At 56.1% G+C, this 25,218-nt stretch carries 21 protein-coding genes; 4 read left to right on the forward strand and 17 right to left on the reverse strand.

The features are described 5' to 3' along the window. Positions 1-45 precede the first annotated feature (45 nt). The 7 genes from ACT2B1_RS10495 to purC form a co-directional block, all read right to left on the reverse strand. Complete coding sequence (locus tag ACT2B1_RS10495; RefSeq protein WP_481667709.1) at positions 46-2,802, reverse strand: Rne/Rng family ribonuclease; 2,757 nt, start codon at positions 2,800-2,802, stop codon at positions 46-48. A 512-nt stretch (positions 2,803-3,314) separates the two neighbouring features. Then, positions 3,315-4,649, reverse strand: a complete 1,335-nt coding sequence (locus ACT2B1_RS10500; protein ID WP_171125158.1) for a sigma-54-dependent transcriptional regulator — start codon at positions 4,647-4,649, stop codon at positions 3,315-3,317. Between the two features lie 12 nt (positions 4,650-4,661). Then, entirely contained in the window at positions 4,662-6,440 is a 1,779-nt protein-coding gene (locus ACT2B1_RS10505; RefSeq protein WP_171240854.1) for a sensor histidine kinase, read from the reverse strand. Between the two features lie 36 nt (positions 6,441-6,476). Continuing rightward, positions 6,477-7,145, reverse strand: a complete 669-nt coding sequence (purQ, locus tag ACT2B1_RS10510; RefSeq protein ID WP_171125161.1) for a phosphoribosylformylglycinamidine synthase subunit PurQ — start codon at positions 7,143-7,145, stop codon at positions 6,477-6,479. A gap of 11 nt (positions 7,146-7,156) precedes the next feature. After that, positions 7,157-7,378 (reverse strand): hypothetical protein, encoded by a 222-nt coding sequence (locus tag ACT2B1_RS10515; protein ID WP_171240855.1) that lies wholly within the window; start codon positions 7,376-7,378, stop codon positions 7,157-7,159. A gap of 4 nt (positions 7,379-7,382) precedes the next feature. After that, the gene (gene purS, locus ACT2B1_RS10520; protein ID WP_481667710.1) at positions 7,383-7,613 is read right to left on the reverse strand and encodes a phosphoribosylformylglycinamidine synthase subunit PurS; all 231 of its coding nucleotides are present in this window, start codon (positions 7,611-7,613) and stop codon (positions 7,383-7,385) included. Positions 7,614-7,786: 173 nt separating this feature from the next. Further along, positions 7,787-8,542 carry a phosphoribosylaminoimidazolesuccinocarboxamide synthase gene (gene purC / locus ACT2B1_RS10525; protein ID WP_481669019.1) on the reverse strand — a complete coding sequence of 252 codons (756 nt, stop codon included), beginning with the start codon at positions 8,540-8,542 and terminating at the stop codon, positions 7,787-7,789. Between the two features lie 187 nt (positions 8,543-8,729). On the opposite strand from purC, the gene ACT2B1_RS10530 reads away from it, so the two are divergent. Together ACT2B1_RS10530 and bmt are read left to right on the forward strand one after the other, a co-directional pair. Continuing rightward, the gene (locus ACT2B1_RS10530) at positions 8,730-9,047 is read left to right on the forward strand and encodes a DUF1476 domain-containing protein (RefSeq protein ID WP_171121358.1); all 318 of its coding nucleotides are present in this window, start codon (positions 8,730-8,732) and stop codon (positions 9,045-9,047) included. A gap of 123 nt (positions 9,048-9,170) precedes the next feature. Continuing rightward, a complete protein-coding gene (gene bmt, locus ACT2B1_RS10535; RefSeq protein ID WP_481667711.1) occupies positions 9,171-10,184 on the forward strand; it encodes a betaine--homocysteine S-methyltransferase in 1,014 nt (337 codons plus the stop codon). Positions 10,185-10,187: 3 nt separating this feature from the next. Here the strand turns inward: bmt and ACT2B1_RS10540 are convergent, their stop codons facing one another. The 10 genes from ACT2B1_RS10540 to ACT2B1_RS10585 all read right to left on the reverse strand — a co-directional run bounded on the left by ACT2B1_RS10540 (position 10,188) and on the right by ACT2B1_RS10585 (position 21,606). Next, the gene (locus ACT2B1_RS10540; RefSeq protein WP_171240857.1) at positions 10,188-10,964 is read right to left on the reverse strand and encodes an enoyl-CoA hydratase-related protein; all 777 of its coding nucleotides are present in this window, start codon (positions 10,962-10,964) and stop codon (positions 10,188-10,190) included. A gap of 74 nt (positions 10,965-11,038) precedes the next feature. Continuing rightward, complete coding sequence (locus ACT2B1_RS10545) at positions 11,039-11,494, reverse strand: cytochrome c-type biogenesis protein (protein ID WP_171240858.1); 456 nt, start codon at positions 11,492-11,494, stop codon at positions 11,039-11,041. Next, positions 11,491-13,455 carry a heme lyase CcmF/NrfE family subunit gene (locus ACT2B1_RS10550; protein WP_171240859.1) on the reverse strand — a complete coding sequence of 655 codons (1,965 nt, stop codon included), beginning with the start codon at positions 13,453-13,455 and terminating at the stop codon, positions 11,491-11,493. The genes ACT2B1_RS10545 and ACT2B1_RS10550 overlap by 4 nt, the downstream gene beginning before the upstream one ends. Positions 13,456-13,531: 76 nt before the next feature. Then, the gene (locus tag ACT2B1_RS10555) at positions 13,532-14,110 is read right to left on the reverse strand and encodes a holin family protein (RefSeq protein ID WP_171240860.1); all 579 of its coding nucleotides are present in this window, start codon (positions 14,108-14,110) and stop codon (positions 13,532-13,534) included. Continuing rightward, a complete protein-coding gene (locus ACT2B1_RS10560) occupies positions 14,101-14,712 on the reverse strand; it encodes a holin-associated N-acetylmuramidase (protein ID WP_481667712.1) in 612 nt (203 codons plus the stop codon). The genes ACT2B1_RS10555 and ACT2B1_RS10560 overlap by 10 nt, the downstream gene beginning before the upstream one ends. Positions 14,713-14,832: 120 nt before the next feature. Then, positions 14,833-15,279: a cytochrome c maturation protein CcmE gene (ccmE, locus tag ACT2B1_RS10565; protein ID WP_481667713.1), complete on the reverse strand. Its 447-nt coding sequence runs from the start codon at positions 15,277-15,279 to the stop codon at positions 14,833-14,835. 7 nt (positions 15,280-15,286) lie between these two features. Next, a complete protein-coding gene (gene argC, locus ACT2B1_RS10570; RefSeq protein WP_481667714.1) occupies positions 15,287-16,315 on the reverse strand; it encodes an N-acetyl-gamma-glutamyl-phosphate reductase in 1,029 nt (342 codons plus the stop codon). 94 nt (positions 16,316-16,409) lie between these two features. Beyond that, entirely contained in the window at positions 16,410-17,219 is an 810-nt protein-coding gene (locus ACT2B1_RS10575; protein WP_171125181.1) for a glutamate racemase, read from the reverse strand. 8 nt (positions 17,220-17,227) lie between these two features. Next, a complete protein-coding gene (locus tag ACT2B1_RS10580; protein ID WP_171240863.1) occupies positions 17,228-18,106 on the reverse strand; it encodes a lysophospholipid acyltransferase family protein in 879 nt (292 codons plus the stop codon). An 80-nt stretch (positions 18,107-18,186) separates the two neighbouring features. Further along, positions 18,187-21,606, reverse strand: coding sequence for an indolepyruvate ferredoxin oxidoreductase family protein (locus ACT2B1_RS10585; RefSeq protein WP_481667715.1), 3,420 nt, complete (start codon positions 21,604-21,606; stop codon positions 18,187-18,189). A gap of 169 nt (positions 21,607-21,775) precedes the next feature. Between ACT2B1_RS10585 and ACT2B1_RS10590 the strand changes: the two genes are divergently transcribed. Both ACT2B1_RS10590 and ACT2B1_RS10595 read left to right on the forward strand, forming a co-directional pair. Then, positions 21,776-22,681, forward strand: a complete 906-nt coding sequence (locus ACT2B1_RS10590) for a LysR family transcriptional regulator (RefSeq protein WP_171121346.1) — start codon at positions 21,776-21,778, stop codon at positions 22,679-22,681. Between the two features lie 278 nt (positions 22,682-22,959). Beyond that, the gene (locus ACT2B1_RS10595; RefSeq protein ID WP_171211547.1) at positions 22,960-25,209 is read left to right on the forward strand and encodes a mechanosensitive ion channel family protein; all 2,250 of its coding nucleotides are present in this window, start codon (positions 22,960-22,962) and stop codon (positions 25,207-25,209) included. Positions 25,210-25,218: the final 9 nt, after the last annotated feature.

The raw sequence follows: 25,218 nt of genomic DNA on the forward strand, positions 1-25,218 counted from the left end.
AGCTTTCAAAGAAAAAAGGCGGGTCTTGAAACCCGCCTGATCTTGTTATTGTCCCAAAGACCACCAACCCCGTCGCTTGGGTTTGGCAGGATCGCTTGGTGCCTCAGGCTCTTCTGCAACCACTTCCAACACCGGCTCTGCGGCGGGTTCTTCCGGTTCTGGGTCCTGAGCAGGCTCTTCCGGTGCTTCCGCTACTGGCTCGGCAATCTCTTCGGAAACCGATTCTGATTCTGGTTCCGGTTCAACAGCGGTTTCGGCCTCGGTCACGGGTTCACTCTCAGCGACCAAAGGTTCGGTCATTTCGGTGTCCACCGTTTCTTCAGGCTTTTCATTGCTGCTGTCCGACGCCTGACTTTCCTCAGAAGCTTCAGCCGTTTCGGGATCTTTTTTCTTGCGGCGGGGTGAACGGCTGCGTTTTGGTTTAGCCGGTTTTTCTTCTTCGGCCGCGTCATCTGCAACAGCTTCTGCTTCCGCCTCATCCGAAGGTTCAGCCGGTGCTTCTTCGCCCTCTTCTCCATTTACCTCAGGCGCGTCACCCGAATTTCTGCTCTTCTTGCGACGGCGACGACGACGCTTGCGCTTGGGCTTTGTCTCATCTTCCGCCTGAGAATCTTCGTCCTCAACCTGCTCTTCGTCAGAAGCATCCACAAGGTCCATCAATGAGGCATCGACGGAAACAACCGGGGTACTCGCCTCGGGTACAATACGGCTCGCTGTCTTGAACTTCTCCAACGAGAAATCAGGGCTGACCAGATGCACGTCCCCTTCGATCCGGACGGACAGACCATACCGGGCTTCGATTTGGGCAATGTGCTCGCGCTTTTGGTTCATCAAGAAGTTGGCGATACTCACCGGGCAGCGAACAAGAACCTCACGCGACCGGCGGCGTGTGCCCTCTTCTTCGATTTGGCGTAAAATGGTGAGCGCCATATTGTCGTCCGAGCGGATCAGGCCGGTGCCATGGCAGGACGGGCAAGGCTGCGTCGTTGCCTCCAGCATTCCGGGGCGTAAACGCTGACGGCTCATCTCAAGCAAGCCAAAGCCGGAAATCCGGCCAACCTGAATGCGCGCTCGGTCGGTTTTCAGCTTGTCTTTCAGGCGCTTTTCAACGGCCGTGTTGTTCTTGCGCTCGTCCATGTCGATAAAGTCGATGACGATCAGACCGGCCAGGTCACGCAGGCGCAATTGCCGGGCCACTTCTTCGGCCGCTTCAAGGTTGGTCTTAAGTGCGGTGTCCTCTATCGAGCCTTCCTTGGTCGCCCGGCCCGAGTTCACGTCAATCGCAACCAGTGCCTCGGTCACGCCGATCACGATATAGCCACCGGACTTCAACTGAACGGTCGGGTTGAACATCCCCGCCAAATAGCTTTCAACCTGATAGCGCGCGAACAGAGGCAGCGCGTCCTCGTACCGTTTCACGTTTTTCGCGTGCGACGGCATGATCATTTTCATGAAGTCCTTGGCGATCCGGTAACCGGTTTCACCTTCAACCAGAACTTCGTCGATGTCGCGGTTATAAAGATCGCGGATCGACCGCTTGATCAGATCGCCTTCTTCATAAATTTTCGCCGGCGCGATAGACTTCAATGTCAGCTCGCGGATCTGTTCCCACATCCGCTGAAGATATTCATAGTCGCGCTTGATTTCAGACTTGGTGCGTTTGGCTCCAGCCGTTCGAATAATCAGTCCTGCGCCAGTTGGCACATCAATCTCGGCTGCGATTTCCTTCAGCTTCTTTCGGTCAGGCGCATTCGTGATTTTTCGGCTGATCCCGCCGCCGCGCGCTGTGTTGGGCATCAGAACGCAATAACGACCGGCCAAAGACAGGTACGTCGTCAGAGCAGCGCCCTTGTTTCCACGCTCTTCCTTGACAACCTGCACCAAAAGGACCTGTCGAACCTTGATAACCTCTTGGATTTTGTAACGACGCGGCCGTGGTTTACGCGGAGGCCGAATGTCCTCACTGTCATCCTCATCCGCAACGGATTCGATTGAATCGTCTTTGGCGGCCGCATCCGCACGGGCCTCTGCCTCGTCACTATCTTCCTTGGTTTCGCCTTCGTCTGACGTCTGCTCAGCAGCTTCGGCGGTGGGGGCAGCGTCGCCCGCATCTTCCCCACCGGAGTCACCGTCCGAACTGTCCTCGGCGGTGCCTTCAGCAGCCGGCGTTTCGACAGCTGCATCCGCTTCTTGGGTTTCTGGTGCCTCATCAGCCGCGCTTTCAACGCCTTCGCCCGCCGCGTCTTCGGATGCCTCCGGTGCGTCGTCAACAGGCTCCTCAACAGGTGTTTCGGCAACGCGATCAGCTGGGGACGTCCCCTCCGGCACCTCTAGATCGGGATTTTCTTCCCCATCGCCGAGGTCAATTGTCTCCATACCAGTAGGCTCGTTCGAAACATCAAGCGTTTCGACCGCGTCCTCGGTTTTTACGTCAGCAGCTTTGGTCCGAGAGCGCGAGCGGCGTTTTTTCGGCTTGGATTCCTCCGCCTCATCACGTGCTTTCAACGCTTCCGCATAAGCCCGTTCTTCTTCCATCAACGCTTCACGGTCAGCGACAGGAATCTGGTAATAATCCGGATGGATCTCTGAAAACGCAAGAAACCCGTGGCGATTGCCACCGTAGTCAACGAACGCAGCCTGCAGGGATGGTTCGACCCGCGTTACTTTTGCAAGATAAATGTTGCCAGCAAGCTGGCGTTTGTTCTCGGATTCAAAATCGAACTCCTCGACCTTGTTTCCGTCGACCACCACAACGCGGGTTTCCTCCGCGTGGGTGGCATCGATAAGCATTTTCTTAGCCATGTGTCCTTGGTGCACCGCGCCAAACGCGTTGTCCTGGCCCGTCCGGGTGGACAGGCGCTTTTGGGGTGGTGTCTTGTCAGGGCGATTTCGGACGGCGCGCAGCAGGGTCCGGCGCTGTGGCCCCCTGCCCGTATGGTCAATCGTTGCGCGCGCGTCATCGCGGTTCTTCTCCGACAGGCGCGGTCCTACGCTGCCTGCCCATTTATTCCTATCACCCGTATCGACGGGTTCAGGCGTTCACTTGCCCCGATACGGGGCACAATCGGTCTGCGCAGCCTGTGTGGGAGATTGTCACCACCTGCGGCATTGCAGCGAAACTCAAAGATTCGGGACTTGAGGGCGCAAAAAGGCCCGGCCCGTTCGGTTACAATAAAAGCAGTCCTGTGGAAAAGACAATGGGCAAACTGCATGACAGCGCCTCCAAGCAGGCATCTGCACCTTCTTCTGTTCAAAAATACTTCGGGGGTGAATTGAGCCAAAGGCTCAAGAGGGGGCTGGCCCCCTCCTCGCCTTTACAGATAGTCGGAACGCTGAAGCCCGTACTTGGCCATTTTCTCATTCAGCGTGCGGCGTGGAAGGCACAGTTCCTCCATCACCGACGCGATGGAGCCCTTGTGGCGGCGCATCGTATTGTCGATCAACATGCGTTCGAACGCCTCAACATACTCTTTCAGGGGTTTGCCTTCGGTCGTCATCACCGGTTGCATTTCTTCGTGATCCGACATCAGCAACGAAGCAATGGTACCCGAGCCGCGACGCGATTGCAGAACGGCACGCTCGGCAATATTGATCAGCTGACGCACGTTGCCCGGCCACGGGGCCTGCAACAACTGCGCTGCTTCCTGAGCACTGACCTGAGGTGCGTCACAGCCATATTCCTCGGCAAATTGCTCACTCAGACGGGTGAACAACGTCAGGATATCCTCACCACGCTGCCGCAACGGGGGCATAGTAATCCGCAACGCAGCCAAACGGTAGAAGAGGTCCGGGCGCAGCACATCCTCGCTGGTCTTGCCAGCTTCTTGAAGGTTTGAAATCGCTATTATACGCGTTTCGGCCGGTGTTCCCTGATCGTTCATCACACTCAGCAGCCGCGCCTGTAACGTATCGCTCAGGGCTTCGATATCTTCCAAGACCAAAGTCCCGCCGCGCGCCTCTTCGATCGCTGGTAATTGTGCGTCTTCGGGCATCATCGGTCCGAACAGGCGCTTTGACAGGGCCTCTTCCTCAAGCGCTGCACAAGACACCAGAACAAACTTCTTACCTGCCCGGCTGCCAACAGCGTGCAATGCATGAGCCACCAGCGTCTTGCCAGTACCTGTTTCGCCGTCGATCAGCACGTGGCCGTCGGCCTGACCCAGATCCAGAATGTCTTCACGCAGACGGTCCATCACAGGGCTGGCACCGATCAACTTGTTCATGATCTGCGTGCCGTCCGATAATTCCCGCCGCAGGGCACGGTTGTCGAGCGTCAGGCGCCGCGCGTTGCTGGCGCGCTTGGCAAGCTCTGACATCCGATCCGGGTTGAACGGCTTCTCAAGAAAATCGAACGCCCCGACACGCATGGCCTCTACCGCCATGGGAACATCGCCATGTCCGGTGATCATGATAACCGGCAGAGTACTGTCCGCACCCATCAGCTTTTTCAACAATTGAATGCCATCCATGCCCGGCATCTTGATGTCGGAGATGACGATCCCGGGGTATTCAGGCCCAAGAACCTTGAGCGCATCTTCGGCACTGGAAAAGGTTTCCGTGTCATATCCCGACAACGCCAACCACTGACTGATCGACTGGCGCATGTCCTGTTCGTCGTCCACGATGGCAATCTTCATGGCTTGTGCCATAGTCTTTCCCCGTTATTCCGCGGCCTCAAGGCCGTCGCTTCCTAGTGTCGGCAGCTGCATTTCAAACACCGCGCCTCCGTTCGGGCTGTTGCGCGCGGTCAGCCGTCCGCCATGGTCGTTCACGATCCCGGACGAGATGGCAAGCCCCAGCCCAACGCCATCGCCAGGTTGTTTGGTCGTGTAGAAGGGCTCGAACAGGTTTTCGATGTCTTCGATCCCGTGACCGTTATCCCTTACAGTCAACACCGCCATGTCGCCCACGGCCAGAATTATTTCGACATCTGGCTCTGTTACAGATTTGGTGGCATCCAGCGCATTCCGCAAGAGGTTCACCATGACCTGTTCAATCCGCATCCGATCCCCCATCACAAACACGGGTTCTTCCGGGAGAATTTGCGTGATCTTAACATGGCGCTGCCGCAATTGCGGTTCCATCATCGACAGAGCCGAGGCCAGCGCTTCACCAAGATTTACAGGCGAAAACGCATCCGCGCCCTTGCGCGCATAGGACTTGAGCTGTCGGGTAATGGCTCCCATCCGCTCGATCAAACCGTCGATGCGGCCAAAGCTGGCCAAGGCCTCTTCTGGGCGGTTTCGGCGCAGCAGCAGGCGTGCGCCCGCCAAATAGGTTTTCATTGCAGCCAGTGGTTGATTCAACTCGTGGCTGACAGCCGCCGACATCTCACCAAGGGCCGCAAGTTTTGAGCTTTGCGCAAGCGTCTGTTCTGCCACTTCCAGCGTCTTTTCGACCCTCTCACGTTCAGCAATTTCCCGCTGTAGCCTTGTGTTCAATGCGCGAAGCTCTGCCGACTCGCGCTGGAACAGGGCCATGCGGAACGTTGCCCGGCGACTGAGCGCATAGAAGGCAAGCGCCAGAAGAATCGCAAAACCCATGATTTCCAGCGCGATGACGCTGTTCACCTTTTCCCGAATTGAGGAATAGGTCGTGAACGACGTCATTTGCCATCCTCTGAACGGAATCCGCGTGTCCAGTCTCATCACGGCTTCGCCTTGCAGATAGGCGTCCGGTGGCAATGCCGTCCAATCGGTTGTCGCACGGATGGCACGCTCAATCGCGCCTTCGGGTGGTTGACGCACCAGGGCTGCACTTTCTTCCAGTCCCCGCCACTTCGGTTCAGTCGAAAGAATAATCGTGCCGGTACTATCGGCCACCATCACCGCGTCAGAGATACCCGCCCAAGCACGCTCAAACTTTTGCAGGTCAACTTCGACAACGATTACCCCAAGAATATCCGAACCGGCGTCCATTCGGCGTGAATAGGTAAAGCTGTACGACCCGGTTTCATTCTCGATAACGGTGAAAATTGTCGAATTCGCGCGGACAGCCTCCACGTAGTAAGGAGAGTTTCGGTGCGCTTCACCCAACCTGCTGCGATCTGTGGCAGCAACGGTGCGCCCGTCACTGTCCAACAACATCAATGATGCCGCACCAATTTCTTCAACAAATGATATAAGGCGCTGTGTTGAAAGCGTAAAATCGCTGGATTGCAACGCCGAAATCAGGGTGGGATCCCGCGCTAAAAGTTGTGGAACAATTGCGTTCCTGCGCAGTTCACTCAGCAGGTTGCCGGAATACAGGGCCAGACGCAATTCGGCCCGATTGCGCGTGGATTCCGTAAACCGATCTGTCAGCAACCGATTGGTCACCCAGATCGTTGCAACGGTTGAAATCAGCAGAATGGAAACCGCAACACGTAGGCGCCAACCCAAAGGCGCGCCGCGGAAAGGTTTTTGCAGTGAAGCCCACCCTGAGCGATCGTCGGAACTCATACCCGGAAACTACGCGGGCTTGTCTGCGACCTCAAGTCATGCGGGTGCAAGCACGCCTGACAATGCGCGGAACAATGCCGTTCCGTCTGTTCCACCGTGACCTTCGTCTGCCGCACGTTCGGGATGCGGCATCATTCCAAGAACGCGGCGGTTTTCAGACAGGATACCAGCGATGTCGCCAACCGAGCCGTTCGGATTCTCGGTATAGGTGAACGCCACCCGATCCTGGTCCCGTAGTTGAGCCAGCGTGTCGTCATCGGCGAAATAATTGCCGTCGTGGTGCGCGATTGGAATCCCGATCACATCCCCTGCGTTATATCCTTCGGTAAATGCACTGGCGCTCGTCTGGACCTTCAGACCGACCTTTCGGCAGATGTACTTGAGGCCAGCATTTCGCAGCAAAGCGCCCGGAAGGATGCCGGTTTCGGTCAGAATCTGAAAACCGTTGCAAACACCCAGCGCGTAGCCGCCCCGCTTTGTGTGATCCACGACGGCCTTGCAGATCGGGGACTGCGCAGCGATCGCACCGCAGCGCAGATAATCACCGTACGAGAAACCACCGGGTACGCCGACAATGTCCACCCCCTCGGGCAAGGCGGCGTCCTTGTGCCAGACCATATCAACCTGAAAACCTGCCTGTTCGAAGGCTACGGCCAGATCCCGGTCACAGTTCGAACCGGGAAATACGATGACTGCTGCGCGCATTACGGGGCCTCCTAATGCAAATAATCGGCGACCACGGCAACGCCGAGTGGCGTCGGATGATCAACAGCGGCAAGTTTTTCACTTACCAGAGACAGTGAATTCTGACGTGACGCCAGCGGGCTCAGATCAACACCGCCCCCAACGATCAACGATATAAGTGAAGGATAGCGCCAACTTGGCATTCCACCGGTGCCAAACACGGCCAACCGCCCGGAATAGAGCGCATCCCGCATCCCGTCAGACCAGTTCGATTTCGTAGCGTTCGATGATCGTGTTGGCCAACAGCTTTTCGCACATCTGGGTCACGTCGGCCTCGGTCGCGCCTTCGGCCAGTTCCAGGTCGATCACTTTGCCCTGGCGCACGCCTTCGACCTGATCGAAGCCCATAGCGCCCAATGCATGACGCACCGCTTCACCCTGCGGGTCCAGAACCCCGTTCTTGAGCATCACATGCACCCGTGCTTTCATTCCTGCAACTCCAGCTAAGGGCCTTCGGTCACGGCCCGTTCCGTTGCGCGGGGGATAGCGCGCCTTTGGCCATTCGACAACCCTTGTCCGCACGCAGTTTGCCGCAGGTCCGTCGGCAAATAAAAAACGCCGCAATTAGATGCGGCGTTTCAAAGTCAGAATGAGGGGATGCCTCAATTGATGAGTGTGGGCTTGGTCACATTGCTCTTGGGAAGTACGCCCAGACGACGCGCCACCTCTGAATAGGCATCTGTCAGGCTGCCCAAATCGCGGCGGAACACGTCCTTGTCCAATTTCTGGCCCGTTTCAATATCCCACAGGCGGCAACTGTCCGGGCTGATCTCGTCGGCTACGATCAGGCGTTGGAAATCGCCTTCGAAAACACGGCCGATCTCGATCTTGAAGTCGATTAGACGGATACCCACCGCCAGCATCATGCCGCTCATGAAGTCGTTCACACGCAACGCAAGGCTAAGGATATCGTCCATATCCTGCTGGCTGGCCCAACCGAATGCTGCAATGTGCTCTTCAGTTACCAGCGGGTCACCCAGAGCGTCATCCTTGTAGCAATACTCAACAATAGGACGCGGTAACTGCGTTCCCTCAGCAATTCCAAGGCGCTTGGACATGGTTCCGGCCGCATAATTGCGCACGATCACTTCAAGGGGCACGATCTCGCAGCTACGAACCAGTTGTTCGCGCATGTTGAGGCGACGAATGAAATGGGTCGGCACGCCTATCTGGTTCAGGCCGTTCATGAAGAATTCGCTCAGGCGGTTGTTCAGAACGCCCTTGCCGTCGATGACATCCTTCTTTTCCGCGTTGAACGCGGTGGCGTCATCCTTGAAGTACTGCACAATGGTACCCGGCTCGGGGCCTTCATACAGAATCTTGGCTTTGCCTTCGTAGATTTTCTTGCGACGCGCCATAAGCGACCCTTCCAGACTGTTGAGCCGGGGATTTCCCATGCTTCTTGGCGCTGTCATAGTCCAAGCCCCACTTTCCCGCAAGTTCGACGACCCGAAGGTCTTTGACGCAGCGCAAATACCTTGCGTCCGGGCGCAGCTATAGTCATATCATCAATTAAGAAGATGTAATCCAAGGGGTCCCCAATCAATGACCACGTTTGACGAACGCGAAAACGCCTTTGAAGCCAAGTTTGCGCATGATGAAGAGATGCAGTTCAAGGCACAGGCACGCTGCAACAAGCTTTTGGGCCTTTGGGCCGCGGAAAAGCTGGGCAAGTCCGGTGCCGAGGCTGAAGATTATGCCAAAACCGTTGTGATTGCCGATATGGAAGAAGCTGGCCACGAGGACGTGGTTCGCAAAGTGTCCGGCGACCTTGGCTCTTTGTCATCCGATGATGAAATCCGCGCGAAAATGGCCGAGCTTTTGCCTGAGGCCAAGGCGCAGATTCTGAGCGAAGCTCAGTAAGGCCAACGCCCAACTCATGATCTTCATGAGTTTTATGAATTTGATTTGATGCCCCGTCCATGAGAGACGGGGCATCTTAGTTTATACGGCCTTGTTCGGCCTTGCCGACATCTGGAAACCTCAATGACAAACGCGCTCAACACATTTCTGGAAACCAATGATACGATTCTGGCTGATGGTGCCACCGGAACAAACCTTTTCAATATGGGTTTGCAATCCGGTGACGCGCCTGAGTTGTGGAACGTGGATTCTCCCAAAAAAATCAAGGCTTTGTATCAAGGTTCGGTCGATGCGGGCAGCGATCTGTTTCTGACAAACACGTTTGGCGGAACTTCGGCGCGGTTGAAACTGCACGATGCTCAAAATCGTGTGGCTGAGCTGAACCGGGTCGGCGCTGAATTGGGCCGCGGGGTCGCTGACAAAGCCGGACGCCCCGTAATCGTCGCCGGTTCGGTCGGTCCGACAGGCGAGATTATGGAACCCATCGGAAGCCTGTCCCATGCTGGCGCTGTCGAGATGTTCCATGAACAAGCCGAAGCGTTGAAGGCTGGCGGTGCGGACGTTCTGTGGCTTGAGACAATCAGCGCCCCGGAAGAGTTCCGGGCCGCAGCCGAAGCTTTTGCACTGGCCGACATGCCTTGGTGTGGCACGATGAGCTTTGATACCGCCGGGCGGACCATGATGGGCGTCACTTCGGCGGATTTGGCCCAATTGGTCGAGACCCTACCGAACCCGCCCGTGGCCTTCGGTGCGAATTGCGGCACAGGTGCATCTGACATCCTGCGCACTGTTCTTGGTTTTGTGGCCCAAGGGACCGAGCGCCCTGTGATCTCAAAAGGCAACGCGGGCATCCCGAAATACGTCAACGGCCATATCCACTATGACGGTACGCCCGAGTTGATGGGGCAATACGCAGCGATGGCTCGCGACTCCGGCGCAACGATCATTGGCGGCTGCTGTGGCACCATGCCAGCGCATCTTCGAAAGATGCGCGAAGCCCTTGATACCACTTCGTGCGGCTCTCGCCCCACACTGGATCAGATTACTGAAGCACTCGGGCCGTTTTCGTCAGCCTCGGACGGCACCGAAGAGGCCGACGTGCCCGAACGCAGGGCCCGCCGCCGTCGCAGAGCATAAGGTTCAGCGCCCCTCGAATTTCGGGGGGCGTTTTTCCATGAAGGCCACCACGCCTTCAGCAAAGTCTCGGGTTCGTCCGCATTCGCCCTGTAAATGGGCTTCGATTTCTAGCTGCTGACTTAGCGTTTTGTCGTAAGTGCCCCGAATGGCTTGCTTGATCGCTCCGAAACCGGCAGTTGGACCTTTGGCAAGGTAGGATGCGCGCTTGCGCCAATGCGCCTCAAATTCGTCATCGGGAACGGCTTCCCAAATCAAACCCCAATCATCAGCTTGCCGCGCGCTGATCTTTTCGGCGAACAAGGCAGCACCCATGGCTTTAGCGAACCCCATTTGCCGCGGTGTGAACCATGTGCCGCCCGCGTCGGGCAACAATCCAATTCGCGCAAAAGCCTGCAGGAAATACGCACTTTCCGACGCGATCACAACGTCGGCACAAAGCGCTAGGTTCGCCCCTGCCCCGGCCGCAGCACCGTTCACCGCAGCGATGGTGGGAACCGGACAGTTATAAATGGTTTCAAGCATTGGCTCGTACTCATCCCGCAGAGTACGCTCAAGGTCGATCTTGCCGGTGCTTGAGGAATCTCCCAGATCCTGACCTGAACAGAATGCGCCGCCCGCGCCCGTCAATACGACTGCGCGGGCATTGCGGGCTGCGTGTTTCATGGCATGTGTGACTTCGGCCCGCATCTGCGCGGTCATCGCATTCATTTTGTCTGGCCGGTTCAAGGTGACTACTGCCAGATCGTCAGCAACGTCCAATAACAGCGTTTCGTAGTCCATGCGTTCCTCCCGTTCGTCCTGGATTTCTCGCGACCCTGACGCAATTACCTTGAGAGGGAAAGCCCGACGACCCGTTAGTCCTTAAGAATTTGTTCTAACCGCTCTTTTTCAGCGTCGCTCAGGGCCTCACCGCCTGTGGATTGTTGCGCGTTTGACCGCTTGCGCACAAAGTTCCAACCCAGACCCGCAGCGATCAACAGCATGATTGGACCGGCCAACCACAGTACAAGGTTTGCCCCATAAGAGGTAGGCTTCAACAGAACGTATTCACCGTAGCGATCCACGATGAATTCAATCGCCTCATCATCGGTGTCGCCTGCGACCAGTCTTTCCCTAACCAAAAGGCGCAGGTCACGTGCAAGGTCGGCATTGCTTTCATCAATACTCTCGTTTCGGCACACAAGACATCGCAGACCCGTGCTCAGGTCGCGCGCGCGCTGTTCCAGAACCGGATCATCCAGAACTTCGTCCGGTTGAACCGCCCACGCAGGCGATGCAAGAAACGCGAGGATCAAAAGCAGTCGTTTCATTCTGCGGGAACTCCACCAGAAGGCGCCTTACGCGCACCTGCCGCAACACGGAAGCGGCGGTCCGACAAGCTTATGAAGCCACCAAGGGCCATAAGAATACACCCACCCCAAATCCAGTTGGCCAGAGGTTTGATATAGGTCCGCATCACCCAGCCACCGTCAGCCTGTTGATCACCGATCACGACATATACGTCGCGTAGAAAACGATAGTCGATTGCCGCTTCGGTAGTGGGCATTCTGGCAACCGGATAGTCTCGTTTCTCTGGGTATAGGGTTGCAACGGGTCGTCCGTCCTTTTCCACCAAAACCTCGGCCATGGTTGAGAAGTAGTTCGGCCCCTCTACCCGCCGGACGTCTTCCAATGTGAATGTAAACTGTCCCACATCGAATGGTTTTGCCGGTTGGGCGACACGAATATCCTCAACCTCCCACGCGGTAAGGCCCGCTATGGCAAACATTGTAACGCCAAGCCCGGTGTGTGCGACGGCCTTGCCCCAATCCGCGCCAGGAAGGCGAAACAGGCGCGACAGGTTGCCTTTGCGCCCGGTGCGGCTCCAAAGATCCACGGCTGCGCCAAAGGTAATCCATGCACCCAGAAACAGACCTGCAGGCCCCAATGAACTGCGACCCGTCTGCATCGCCCAGACCAACAGCGCCAGAGCCACCGCCAGAACAAAGGCAAAGCGCAATGAATAGGCGGCTTTCGCAATCTTGCCCCGTTTCCATGGAAGCATGGCCCCAACAGGAAGGGCAATTCCCAAAGCGATCATGAAGGGCGTGAAGGCCGCGTTGAAGAACGGCGGACCAACCGAAAGTTTCCGGTCAAAAGCCATTTCCGCCACCATCGGCCACATCGTTCCGAAGAATACGACAAAGCAACTTACGGCCAGCAGGATGTTATTGAGAACCAGCGCACTTTCCCGGCTTACCATGCCAAAGACGCCCTTTGCCTCCATCGCCTGAGCACGGGCCGCAAACAGGATAAGCGCGCCGCCAATAAAAATGACAAGAATGAACAGGATGAACACACCGCGTTCCGGGTCATTCGCAAAGGCATGAACGGATGTCAGCAGGCCGGATCGAACGATAAACGTCCCGATAAGCGAAAAGCCAAAGGCAATAATGGCCAGAAGGATCGTCCAGCTTTTCAAAGCCTCACGTTTTTCGACAACGATGGCGGAATGCAACAAGGCTGCAGCCAGAAGCCATGGCATGAACGAGGCATTTTCAACCGGGTCCCAGAACCAAAAACCGCCCCAGCCCAGTTCATAATACGCCCACCACGACCCCAGAGCGATGCCGATCGTCAGAAAAATCCACGCCGCCAAAGTCCATGGCCGTACCCAGCGGCCCCATGCGGCGTCGATACGCCCCTCGATCAAGGCGGCGACGGCAAAGCTGAACGCCATGCTCAGACCCACATAGCCCAGATACAAAAACGGCGGGTGAAACGCCAAGCCCGGATCCTGCAACAAAGGGTTCAGGTCCTGCCCGTCGAACGGAGCGACGATGAGCCGGTCGAAAGGATTAGAGGTGAACAAGATGAACGCATAAAACGCGACACCGATGGCGGCCTGCACTGACAGTACACGGGCCTTGAGTGTGGGTGGCAAACCTGCACCAAAGAAGGCAGCCATTGCACCAAACAGCGCAACGATAAGAACCCACAGAAGCATCGACCCCTCATGGTTTCCCCAGGTTCCGCTGATCTTGTACAGCATCGGCTTCAGAGAGTGGCTGTTTTCCACCACGATGCGTAGCGAAAAGTCAGAGGTCGCAAAGGCCCAGACCAGCGCGCCAAAAGAAAATGAGACCAGCGCGAATTGCGCAATTGCAGCCGTTTCACCGAACTTCATCCAACCCGTCCAGCGGTAGCCCGCGCCAATAAGTGGAAAAACCGTCTGAACGATTGCGACGAGAAAGGCGAGTATCAGGGTGAAGTGACCGAGTTCAGTAATCATGGCCCCGCATATAATCCTGATGCGGGGCGAGAACCAATAACTTTCGCCCCGTAGGGGCGCACATAGTGTCGCGGCTTCAGCCGGATCGCTGATGCCGCCAATCCTCTAGCGCGCGGTTCGCATCGGGCCGAAGCGCGTTTTCCGCCAATTCGGCGTCAGTGCCGGGGTCTGCGGAACCTATGGTCTCGGTACGCAATCCCTCAATTAGCCTAATATTTTCCACGACTTGGGGCGCACGCTTAATTGCCGCGGATAGCTCTCGTTGCAAATCTTGTGCCTTGGCCTGATGGCGGGCGCCAAAATAAAAGGACACGATCACACCCAACAACCACCATAACGGCTCAGGGACCAACGAAATCCCCTGCATCCGGGCTGCGAACCAAAGCGGATCAACCATTGCGGCGACAAACAAGCCAAGTGTGCCAAGGGCCAGCGCCGGTCTAGGTAAACGATTAAGACCATCCAGAACCCGATCGTACCTGCTTTTGTTGGCCGCGCGGAATTCGGTGCCGAATTGAAGCATTGCCTGTTGTTGTAAGGTCAGATCACGAACGGCCGCGTTTTCAGCATTTTGGCGAAAAACCTCAGTTGTTTCGCGCACCACGTTCCTTCCGCCGCCAAAGAGGAACGTCAAAACCTCGGATATCAGTCCCATCCCGCAACCCTTTTCTGAAACTCTGCATCACTCAGATGGTAGACCGGCGAGATGAACTCCTCAGCCCGGCGTATCCAGCCACCTTTGCCGCCTGCCCGCGTCCGTGCATATTTTCTGGCCGAGGGTCGGTGGTCTGCAAATCGGAAGTAATAGTTCCTCCGGGCCACGCCATAGGCGTCTTTCAAAACCACAGGCTCTGGCCGCGATGCCTTTTGTGCGGCGTTTGCTGTCTGCGGTCCAACGACCCCATCTACGGCCAGTGAAAACCCCATATCGCGCAGTAATATCTGCAATATTTTAACAGCTTGTGCGCCAGAGTTGACGTGCATGTCGAATAACGAAGGCTGAAGATCAAATGGCAAAAGCCCCAGACGCGGACCCTTGAAGTAGTGGGTTACAAAAATGTCGACCGCCTGTGATTTGGTGAGCAGCCTCACATCTTCCCTGTTTATCTTTCCGTCACCAGAAAGGTCCAAACCAAGTCGTCGCATTGTGTGGATTGTAACGCCATACTTGGTTGCGCCGCCCGGGTCGTCTGGGTCATCTACAAACCCGCCCTCTCGGGCTACAATCTGTGTTGCGATTTGTCGAACCGTCTGCACCGCACCCTCCTTCAAAGTGTGAGGGAACGGTCAGTCAAAAGTGTTAAGTCCGGGAAACAAGAAAGGGCGCTGAATAGTCTTCCTACGCAACGCCCTTTTACCTAATGGAAAATCGTCGGATCAGCCTTCGTCGGCGTGTTGAAATACGCCTTGTTCCTTGAGGGCATCCACTACCTCTTTCGGCATGTAAGTTTCATCATGTTTTGCAAGTATTTCAGTAGCTTCAAAGACACCGTTTACGTAACTTCCGGTGCCGACCATGCCCTGATTTTCCGAAAACAGGTCTGGCAGAACACCCGTAAAGGCGACCGGTACGCTTTCTCCGCCATCCGTCACAACAAATGTCACTGTTTCACCATGACCGCGAACAATCGAGCCTTCTTCGACAAGGCCACCGATCCGAAACACTTCGGTAGGTTTTGGTGGTTCAGCGATCACTTCACTGGGCGATCGGAAAAAGTTGATACCGTCCTGCAATGCCCAACCAATCAACACCGTCGAGGACACCAAGGCCACGACGGCCAGCAGAATGATTTGTACGCGACGACGTTTCTTGAGTGACTTCATGATATCCTCACGGGAACAGAGGGGCCATCATCAGACCAGCGGTTTCAGCTTCACCTAACATCAGGTTGGCATTCTGCAAGGCTTGTCCACTGCTACCTTTTGTCAGGTTATCAAGTGCACCGATCACAATCGCGCGGCGTTCAATCCGGTCTGCAACCACTCCGATATGGCAAAAGTTAGACCCCCTCACATGGTGCGTTGAAGGCGTTTCGCCAAAGGGCAACATCTTGATGAACGGCTCATCCTCATAGGTCTTGGACAATACCTCATAGACACTGGCAGGATCGCCCTTGACGTAGGTGGTCGCCAGAATTCCCCGGTTCGCCGGTATCAAGTGCGGCGTAAACTGAACATGCACAGGACGTCCGGCCAAGGCTGAAAACTCCTGATCAAACTCTCCGAGATGCCGATGCGTGCCGCCAACAGCGTAAGCGTTATACCCTTCGCTGAGTTCCGCGTGCAGCAAGTTTTCTTTGAGTGAGCGCCCTGCCCCCGAAACGGCGCATTTCAGGTCCAGAACGATATCGTCCAGATCAATCACTCCGGCCGAGATCAACGGGCGCAGCACATATTGCCCCGTCGCGGCGTTGCAACCCGTTCCTGCAACAAGTCGAGCTTGGCTAATGTCGTCGCGATAGAACTCGGTCAAGCCATAGACGGCTTCGTCTTGCTGTTCCAAGGCCACATGAGGGTTGCCGTACCACTTTTCGTATTCGTCGGGGTCACGCAATCTAAAGTCTGCGGACAGATCAACGATCTTTAACTCTTTAGGCAGATTGCGGATGACTTCCTGACTGGTCTTATGCGGCAGCGCGCAAAAACACAGGTCGACTTGCGAAAAGTCGATTTCGGATATCTTGCACAGATCCGGCAGGTTCATATGACGCAGATGAGGAAAGACTTGCGCCATCGGCTGGCCCGCTTTGCGCTCGGCGGCAAGCGCGGTGATTTCCATGTTCGGATGTTCGGCGATCAACCGAACAAGTTCAGCGCCGGTATATCCCGAAGCGCCCAGAATTGCGATTTTATGGGTCATCTGAGACCTCTTGTTTCTGAATGTCACATATCACGACCGCCGACGCGACGATCTTTGAACTAAGGAGCCAGCCTTTAACTATCCTTGACCTAAGTCAGGCGGCCTCGAATGTGATTTGTCGTCGGAGGAACTGTGTCGCCCGATCACTGACAACGTCTGGCTTCCCGGTTGTCAGAAAACCGCCTTTCCCTTCGCCAAGCATCTTGGGATGGCGCTGCAGGTAGTCCGCCAGACTCTCCGCGACCAGATCCCCCTGGCTGAACACCTCGACATTGGTGCCAAGTGCCTGCTGGAACGTGTCTGCCATCAAAGGGTAATGTGTACACCCCAAAATGGCGGCCTGCGGTTCCGGCATCTTGCGTTTCAACGCATCGACATGGCTACGCACCAACGCCTCGGCCAGGATCATATCGCCATCCTCGATCGCATCCACCACACCGCCACAGGCCTGAGCTTCAACGTCCACACCGATCGCCCGGAATGCCAGTTCGCGTTGAAACGCTCGGCTGGCGACGGTGGCCGGGGTTGCAAACAGGGCAACATGCTTCACGGCGACTTCGCGCGGGGGGCTATTATCGCCCCATTGACGTTCAGTCAGCGCTTCGATCAATGGAACGAACACACCCAGAACCCGCTTGCCTTCTGGCACGCCCTCTTCTTGCATCCGACGCAGGGCGGCGGCGCTTGCCGTGTTGCACGCCAGAATCACCAGATCACAGCCGCGGCTCCACAGATCGTTCACAGCGCTGCGCGTCAGATCATAGATGTTTTCGGCGTCCCGCACCCCATAAGGCGCGTGCGCGCTGTCTGCGAAATACAGAAACTCCACGTCCGGCAGACGTTGCTGCGCGGCGTCCAGCACGGTTAAACCGCCCAAACCAGAATCAAAAATACCTACTGCCATTTGCCCCTTCAGGCGCGATGCCGTTCCTCGAATTCATAGCCGTAGTCATAGGACCTTAGCGGCTTTGGAGACAGCTCATACGTGGCTTTGCGCAGGAAATCCATCATCTTGCGCGTATCCTTCGCCAAAGGGTTCAGAACGTCGCGGCCAATCGGCTCTCCGATGGCGACTTTGACAGGTGTATCTACGCGTTTTTTGAACTCTTTTATCAACAAACCCATACGTAGGGTGCTGTGCAGATGGCTGGCGATCTGAAACAGGCGCGAGGTGTGGCCGTCGAAAAAGACAGGAACCACAGTAGCATTCGACTTGGCGACCATCCGCGCGGTGAATCCACGCCACCCCGGATCCATCGGGTGGGAAAACGGCTTTGCGCCCGTGCTGACAGTGCCACCGGGGAAAATGCCGATTGCGCCACCCTCACCCAGGTAGTTCAAGGCTGTTTTCCGAGTCTCCAGGTTCAGCTTCACCGCCTCTTTCGTGTCATCAAACGAAATTGGCAGGACGATGCGGTTCAGGTCCTCGGCCTTGCGGAACACTCTGTTCGCCAGAATGCGGAAATCGCCACGGGTCTGGGATAGCATATGCCCCATCATCATCCCGTCCAGAATGCCATAGGGATGATTGGCGATCAGGATCAACGGCCCAGTCTTGGGAATATTCGCCAGTGACCCGCCAACCACATCCAGCGAAAGCCCGTACCGATCCACCATCACCGACCAGAAATCGCGCCCGTTGGCGACTTCTTTCTCGTACCCGTCGGCCCGCTTGATCAGCCGCATCCGGCCGGTTGTATTCTCCATCAGCTTAATGACTATGCGTCCACCTTTGGTTTCGGCGGAATAAGCATAAGAAATGTCACGAGCGACATGGCGGCGCGAGGGCATGGACGACTCCGGGGTTTGTTGCCTGCTATTTATGTGCAGGCATCAAGTTTGCCTAGATATCGTGACAGGGCTGTGACGATTTACTCGGCTGCCGCGCGCAAATCGGGCCCTCCGCTTCGGATCGTTGCCAGCAGTTCTTCGCGACGCTTGGCTGCTTTGGCCTCGTTTTCCTTCAAAACAGGTCCGAAACCCCGGATATCCAGTGGCAACTGGGCCAACGCAACAACGGCGTCTTTTGTCTGCGGCGTGATCAGCGAAGACACCTCTTTGAAATCACGCTCATATTGCTTGATCAAAGCACGCTCCATGCGCCGTTCCGCGCTGTAGCCGAAGATATCCAACGGTGTACCGCGCAGGAATTTGAACTTGCTCATTATCTTAAGCGGACCCAGCATCCATTCGCCAAAATCGCGTTTGCGTGGACGTCCGTCCGGTCCGGTGCCGCCCAGCAATGGAGGGGCAAGGTGGAAGGTCATCTTGAAGTCCCCATCGAATTCAGCAGCAGCCTTTTCGCGACTGGACAACAGCAAGCGAGCAACCTCGTATTCATCCTTATAGGACAACAGCTTGTGATACCCTTTTGCTGCAGCCTCTTTGATTTCCGTATCTTCGAACGAGTCAATCAGTTTCCTATATCGCTTTGCCAGCCGGGCACTTTGGTACTCGGATAGATGGCTTGCCCGGAACTCGATCAGTTGATCCAGAGTTTTGGGCAGTTCGGCGACCTTGGGGCGCAGAATTTCACCGACCTTTTCGGGGTGCAAAACGGCCCAGCGTCCAATGTCGAATGCCCGTTTATTGCGCTCAACCGCAGTTCCATTCAGCTCGATCGCAGTCAAAACGGCCTCATGGCTGATTGGTAGCAACCCGCGTTGCCACGCGGCCCCAAACACCATCATGTTGGAATAGATCGAATTGCCCATTACGGCACGCGCCAGTTCGGTGGCATCGAACAGGGAAACGTCGTCCTTCAAACGCGCCTGCAATGCCAATTCCAACCTGTCACCTGGAATGCGGAACTTGGTGTCACGGGTGAAGTCACCCGTGACTGTCTCGTGGCTGTTCACCACTGCTCCTGTCTGCCCTGCGCGGGTCAGACCAAGCGTCGCGGACCCGGCGGACACAACAAGGTCACCGCCGATCAATGCGTGGGCTTCACCCGTAGCGACGCGAATTGCGCTGATGTCTTCGGGCCGGTCGGCTAGGCGACAGTGAATGTGCACCGCGCCACCTTTTTGCGCCAGTCCAGCCATCTCCATCATCCCGGCGCCTTTGCCGTCGATCTGAGCGGCCTGCGCCAAAACCGCGCCAAGTGTAACAACCCCGGTGCCGCCAATACCGGTAATCACCACGTTATGAGTGCCGTGGATCGTCGGCAGAGTGGGCAAAGGCAGGTCAGGCAGGTCAATCTCGGTCGTGGCTTCTTTGCGGATTTCCGCCCCTTCCAGAGTTACAAAAGACGGACAAAACCCTTTCAAACAGGAAAAATCCTTGTTGCAACTGGATTGATCAATCGCGCGCTTGCGCCCCAGTTCCGTCTCTTGGGGCACGATCGACACACAGTTCGACTGAATGCCGCAATCGCCGCAGCCCTCGCAGATATCGGTATTGATGAACACCCGCTTGTCCGGATCGGGGAAAGTACCGCGCTTGCGACGCCGCCGTTTTTCGGCAGCGCAAGTCTGTACGTAGACGATGACGGAAACTCCTTCGATGTCTCGGAACCGCTCCTGAACCTGCATGAGTTCCGCGCGTTCGAATGTCTCGACCCCGGCGGGCAGAGCCTTGAAGTTCACATCCTCTTTCTCGTCATAGACCAAAGCAACGTCCTTTACGCCCATCGCCTTAACTTCGGCTACGATCCGCTCGGCGGTCAGATCGCCCTCGTTCCCCTGCCCGCCGGTCATAGCAACCGCGTCATTGAACAGGATCTTGAAGGTGATGTTCGTTCCCGCAGACAATGCCGCCCGGATGGCTTGCACACCCGAGTGGTTATAGGTGCCGTCCCCAAGGTTCTGGAAAACGTGCTGAGTGGTCGAGAACGGCTCTTCACCGATCCAGTTCGCGCCCTCTCCGCCCATTTGGGTAAAGCCGGACGTATTCCTGTCCATCCACTGAACCATATAGTGACACCCGATGCCGGCATAAGCGCGGCTTCCGTCAGGCACTTTGGTCGAGCTGTTATGCGGACAGCCCGAACAGAAATACGGAAGGCGTGTTGCGATCTCTTCGGCGTTGTCAGCGCGTCGGGCTGCGGACAACGAATCGAGGCCGCCGCGAATGCCGTCGGTTTCACGACCTTCCTCGATCAGGATTTCTCCTAATTTCTCGGCGATCATAATCGGGTCAAGTGCACCACGTGTCGGGAAAAGCTCTTCCCGGTGCAGCGTACCTGCACCGCCCTTGTACCATCCATAGACCCGGCGCCCCCGGCGATCATCGAAAATGGCTTCTTTGACCTGTACTTCGATCAGCTTGCGCTTTTCCTCGACGATCACGATCAGGTCCAGCCCTTCGGCCCATTCGTGGAACCCGGCCATGTCCAGCGGGAATGTCTGCCCGACTTTATAGGTCGTGATCCCAAGCCGTTCGGCCTCGGCCTCGTCGATGTTCAAAAGTGACATGGCGTGAACAAGGTCAAGCCAGTTCTTCCCGGCAGCGACAAAACCGATCTTGGCACCGGGTTTACCCCAAACCCGCTTGTCCATCTTGTTGGCGCGCGAGAATGTTTCCGCCGCGAACCGCTTATAGTCTATGATCCGCGCTTCTTGCAGGTGCGGTGTGTCGCCAAGCCGGATGTTCAAGCCACCCTCAGGCATCTCAAAGTCCGGCGTTATCACCTTCATTCGGTCAACGCTGCCATCCACGACGGACGTCACTTCGATCGTGTCCTTCATCGTCTTCAGGCCAACCCAGACGCCGGCAAACCGGCTGAGTGCAAATCCATAGACACCGTAATCCAGAATTTCCTGAACCCCGGCCGGGCTGACCACGGGCATATAGGTGTCGACCAGTGACCACTCGGATTGATGCAATACAGTCGAGCTTTCGCCAGTGTGGTCATCGCCCATCGCCATTAGAACGCCGCCGTGCTTGGCCGTACCAGCCATATTCGCATGGCGCATCACGTCACCAGATCGGTCAACACCGGGACCTTTGCCGTACCAAAGGCCGAAGACACCGTCGTATTTTCCATCCCCACGCAAACCAGCCTGTTGGCTGCCCCACAGAGCGGTGGCCGCGAGGTCTTCGTTCAAACCGTACTGAAAAGTTACATCGCTTTCGGCCAATTGCTTCTGAGCACGGATCATCTGCTGATCAACGGCCCCAAGCGGTGATCCCCGATACCCGGTAACCAAACCCGCTGTGTCTAGTCCCGCTTGTTTGTCCCGTGCTTTCTGGATCAACATCAGGCGCACCAAAGCCTGTGTTCCGTTCAGCAGAACCGGGTTCTTCTCCAGATCGAACCGGTCATTTAGTGATATCAGTGGCTGACTCATCAGACGTCTCCCCTCGTCAGATCAGTGTGCTTCATTTATACACATATTAGGTCACAATTCCTGACCTGTATAGGGTTTATCCTCTGAAACATAAGGATTTCACCGTTTGAATGTGGAAGTTGTTACCTATTTCATATAGGCATTCCGAAGGATAACGAAAGTTGCGGCGATGGACTGGGACAAGCTTAGGATATTTCATGCAGTGGCCGATGCAGGCAGTCTGACCCATGCGGGCGATCGACTGAACCTGTCGCAATCCGCCGTAAGCCGCCAAATTCGGGCATTGGAAGAATCGCTTGATTCGACCCTGTTTCACCGTCACGCCCGCGGCTTGATCCTGACCGAACAAGGTGAGCTGTTGTTCGACGCAACCTCGGCCATGTCCAAACGACTGGATGCTGCGGCAGCACGCATCCGCGACAGTGAAGAAGAGGTTTTTGGTGTTCTGCGCGTCACAACGACCTTCGGGTTCGGAACGCTTTGGTTGGCACCGCGCCTCCCGAAACTTTATGAGCAATATCCTGACCTGAATATCGACCTGATGCTGGAAGAACGTGTGCTGGACCTGCCAATGCGCGAGGCCGACGTCGCCATCCGTATGAAGGAACCCAGCCAGGCCGACCTTGTTCGCAAACGGTTGATGACCGTGCAGATGCAGCTTTATGCGACAAAGGAATACCTTGCCGAAAACGGTACGCCCGGGTCACTCGAGGAAATTTCGACCCATCGGCTGATTTGTCAAACTCCGGCAGCCCCACAAGTAGGCGCAAGTGCATCAATGGTTCGCCATCTTATGACCTATAACCCCGGGTCGTTGCTGACAGTGAACAACTATTTCGGCGTTTTGCAGGGCGTTTTGCACAATCTTGGTATCGGTGTCTTGCCGGACTATGTGACCCAGGATTTCCCGCATCTGGTTCCGATTTTGAGCGATATCGAAGCCGCCGATGTTCCCGTTTACCTCGCCTACCCCGAGGAATTGCGCCATTCCAAGCGCGTTGCGGCGTTTAGGGACTTTGTTCAGGATGAAATTATTGAACAACGCAAGCAATTGAAGCAAATGGGAAAACTTTAGCTATGCACGAAAGGCATAGCGGACATTCCCATTCATCAGTCTGAAAAATCTTGATCGTTCATAAACTGATCCCTAAATGAGCACTCGAAGGCGGTGATGCTGAAACGCTCATCATCTTCATACCTCCCTGTTGGACTATGGCCGAGCTTAGTGCTCGGCCTTTTTTTTGCCTTCAAGCATCAGAACGGGCCCTGAGTTGGTGAAACATCTGGGAATGCCGGGCACTTAGACCTATGATCCGAAAAAAATACCAATAGATGTGTTCGAGGACAGATTCGATGTTTCACCCATTTCGCCTGCTTTTGGCGATGCTGTCAGTTATTTTACTTTCAGGGCCTCTGGCCGCGCAGGAAAGCGGTACTTCCGGTTCGACAGCCTCCATCTCAATTCCCGAGGATCTGACACCCGAGCAGGTGGACGACCTTGTTGCGCGCATGTCCGACGATCAGGTTCGCGCCATTTTGCTGGAACGTCTCGATGCTGTGGCGGCGCAACAGGCCGAAACCACTCAGGCCAGAAAGGGCCTGATTCAAACAATTTCTGACACCGTCACCAGCATGACCGCCTCATGGCTGGATGTGATCCGAAAGATACCTCTGCTGGTAAGCGCCCAGGTCGAGGCTTTCTCGAATTTCGGAGCAACCTTCGGTTCAAGTGGCCTCATGTCACTGTTTGGATTTACGTTCCTGGCGCTGGCGATTGGGTATGCGGCGGAAAACGTCGTCGGTCTGTGGACGCGCCGCTGGATCAAGGTCGTCGATGGCGACGCATCATCGAACCTTCGTGGGGCCGTGACCTTTCTATTCAAACGATTCCTGTTTGAGTTTCTGGGCCTGCTGGTCTTTTATTACACCCTCGTTTTTGTCGGACGGCAGTTGTTGAACGAACAGCAGATAGCTCAGGCGGCCCCCTTTGTATTCTACATGATCTGGTTCCCGCGTCTGGGCGCGGCTATCTCGCGGTTTATTTTGGCGCCCAAACAGCACGACCTGCGGCTTGTGAACGTCGACGACCATTGGGCAAAGTACCTGCATCGGAACCTGATTGGCCTGTTCCTGCTGATCGGCTTCACGCTGTTCATTCTGGACTTTAATGCGCTCAATGGTGTCATGCCGGGTGAATCGCGCTTGGGATTCTGGCTCAATACAGCGATTCATATCTATATTGGCGTAATCGCATGGCGCGCACGCGATGGGCTGTCTGACATGATGCGGGGGTCTGACCCTGACCGCACGCGTTTCGACGAAGAAGTCGCGCGCCTATATCCATATCTGGCCATAGGTGTCTCGGCGGGTACATGGCTGCTTGTTGAATACCTTTCGGCACAGCGCAACCCGGCCGTGTTCGAGTTGCTGGCGCATGGTGCCCATTTCACCACCATGTTCTGGCTTCTGATCGCTCCGGCGTTGGATACGCTGATCCGCGGGCTCGTGCGTCATCTTCAGCCTCCGATGCTGGGCGATGGACCGGTTGCAGAACGCGCCTACAAGTCGACCAAGCGCAGCTATATCCGCATTGGCCGTGTTCTGGCCGGTATCCTGATCATTCTAATGATCGCGAACGCCTGGGATCTGGATCTGCAAGAGATTGCGGGCGGTGGCACGGAATCTGGCAGCAAGGTCATTCAGTTCTTTATCATCATCGCAGTCGGCTACATTCTGAACGAAGCGGTATCTCTGTGGATCAACCGCCGGCTGGCCAAGGAACAGACCGCAGCGGAACAAAGCCCCGACGAGGAAGCTGGCGAAGGCGGCGGTGCTGGCGGATCACGTCTGGCGACGGTTTTGCCCTTGCTGCGCGTGACGGCACAAGTCTCGATCGCGGTAATCTTTGTGCTGCTGGCGCTGGGGGCGCTGGGTATCAACATCACCCCGCTGCTGGCCGGTGCTGGTGTTCTCGGTCTGGCCATTGGTTTTGGCGCACAGAAGTTGGTGGCTGATATCGTCGGTGGCATCTTCTTCCTGATTGATGATGCCTTCCGCGTCGGTGAATATGTCGATGTTGGCGGCACAATGGGAACGGTCGAGAAGATTTCGATCCGCTCCATGCAACTGCGACACCACCGCGGACCGGTTCACACGATCCCGTACGGCGAGATTCAGAAACTGACCAATTTCAGCCGCGACTGGGTGATCATGAAGCTCAAGTTCACCGTTCCATTCGATACCGATCCAAACAAAGTCAAAAAGATCTTCAAGAAGATTGGGGCCGAGATGATGGCAGACGAAACCCACAAAGACGGGTTCCTTCAGCCATTCAAATCTCAGGGTGTGTTTGATTTCGACGATGTTGGCATGATCATCCGAGGTAAGTTCATGGCCAAACCGGGCAAGCAGTTCACGTTGCGCAAGGAAATCTTCAATCGCGTGAAAGCGGCCTTCAAGGAAAACGGCATCGACTTTGCCCGCCGCGAAGTGCGCGTGGCGATCCCCGGTTTGGAAGAAGCCGAGAACCTGACGGAAGAACAAAAGGCGGCGGTCGGAGCAGCCGCAGCGGATGCCGTCAACAAGGGCGAAGCACCCGCCTGACCCGGCTCT

It is taken from the genome of Ruegeria sp. S263 (genome assembly GCF_056780525.1).

Coding starts and splice junctions, on each gene's coding strand:
- purC (WP_481669019.1), bottom strand. CDS start 8,542: ATGGCGCGTCGCAAGAAAATCTACGAAGGCAAAGCCAAGATTCTGTAT.
- ACT2B1_RS10580 (WP_171240863.1), bottom strand. CDS start 18,106: ATGCCCTCGCGCCGCCATGTCGCTCGTGACATTTCTTATGCTTATTCC.
- ccmE (WP_481667713.1), bottom strand. CDS start 15,279: ATGAAGTCACTCAAGAAACGTCGTCGCGTACAAATCATTCTGCTGGCC.
- purS (WP_481667710.1), bottom strand. CDS start 7,613: ATGAAAGCACGGGTGCATGTGATGCTCAAGAACGGGGTTCTGGACCCG.
- ACT2B1_RS10555 (WP_171240860.1), bottom strand. CDS start 14,110: ATGGGACTGATATCCGAGGTTTTGACGTTCCTCTTTGGCGGCGGAAGG.
- ACT2B1_RS10530 (WP_171121358.1), top strand. CDS start 8,730: ATGACCACGTTTGACGAACGCGAAAACGCCTTTGAAGCCAAGTTTGCG.
- ACT2B1_RS10515 (WP_171240855.1), bottom strand. CDS start 7,378: ATGCGGGATGCGCTCTATTCCGGGCGGTTGGCCGTGTTTGGCACCGGT.
- ACT2B1_RS10495 (WP_481667709.1), bottom strand. CDS start 2,802: ATGGCTAAGAAAATGCTTATCGATGCCACCCACGCGGAGGAAACCCGC.
- bmt (WP_481667711.1), top strand. CDS start 9,171: ATGACAAACGCGCTCAACACATTTCTGGAAACCAATGATACGATTCTG.
- ACT2B1_RS10550 (WP_171240859.1), bottom strand. CDS start 13,455: ATGATTACTGAACTCGGTCACTTCACCCTGATACTCGCCTTTCTCGTC.
- ACT2B1_RS10545 (WP_171240858.1), bottom strand. CDS start 11,494: ATGAAACGACTGCTTTTGATCCTCGCGTTTCTTGCATCGCCTGCGTGG.
- ACT2B1_RS10595 (WP_171211547.1), top strand. CDS start 22,960: ATGTTTCACCCATTTCGCCTGCTTTTGGCGATGCTGTCAGTTATTTTA.
- ACT2B1_RS10500 (WP_171125158.1), bottom strand. CDS start 4,649: ATGGCACAAGCCATGAAGATTGCCATCGTGGACGACGAACAGGACATG.
- purQ (WP_171125161.1), bottom strand. CDS start 7,145: ATGCGCGCAGCAGTCATCGTATTTCCCGGTTCGAACTGTGACCGGGAT.
- ACT2B1_RS10540 (WP_171240857.1), bottom strand. CDS start 10,964: ATGGACTACGAAACGCTGTTATTGGACGTTGCTGACGATCTGGCAGTA.
- ACT2B1_RS10585 (WP_481667715.1), bottom strand. CDS start 21,606: ATGAGTCAGCCACTGATATCACTAAATGACCGGTTCGATCTGGAGAAG.
- ACT2B1_RS10575 (WP_171125181.1), bottom strand. CDS start 17,219: ATGGCAGTAGGTATTTTTGATTCTGGTTTGGGCGGTTTAACCGTGCTG.
- ACT2B1_RS10590 (WP_171121346.1), top strand. CDS start 21,776: ATGGACTGGGACAAGCTTAGGATATTTCATGCAGTGGCCGATGCAGGC.
- ACT2B1_RS10505 (WP_171240854.1), bottom strand. CDS start 6,440: ATGAGTTCCGACGATCGCTCAGGGTGGGCTTCACTGCAAAAACCTTTC.
- argC (WP_481667714.1), bottom strand. CDS start 16,315: ATGACCCATAAAATCGCAATTCTGGGCGCTTCGGGATATACCGGCGCT.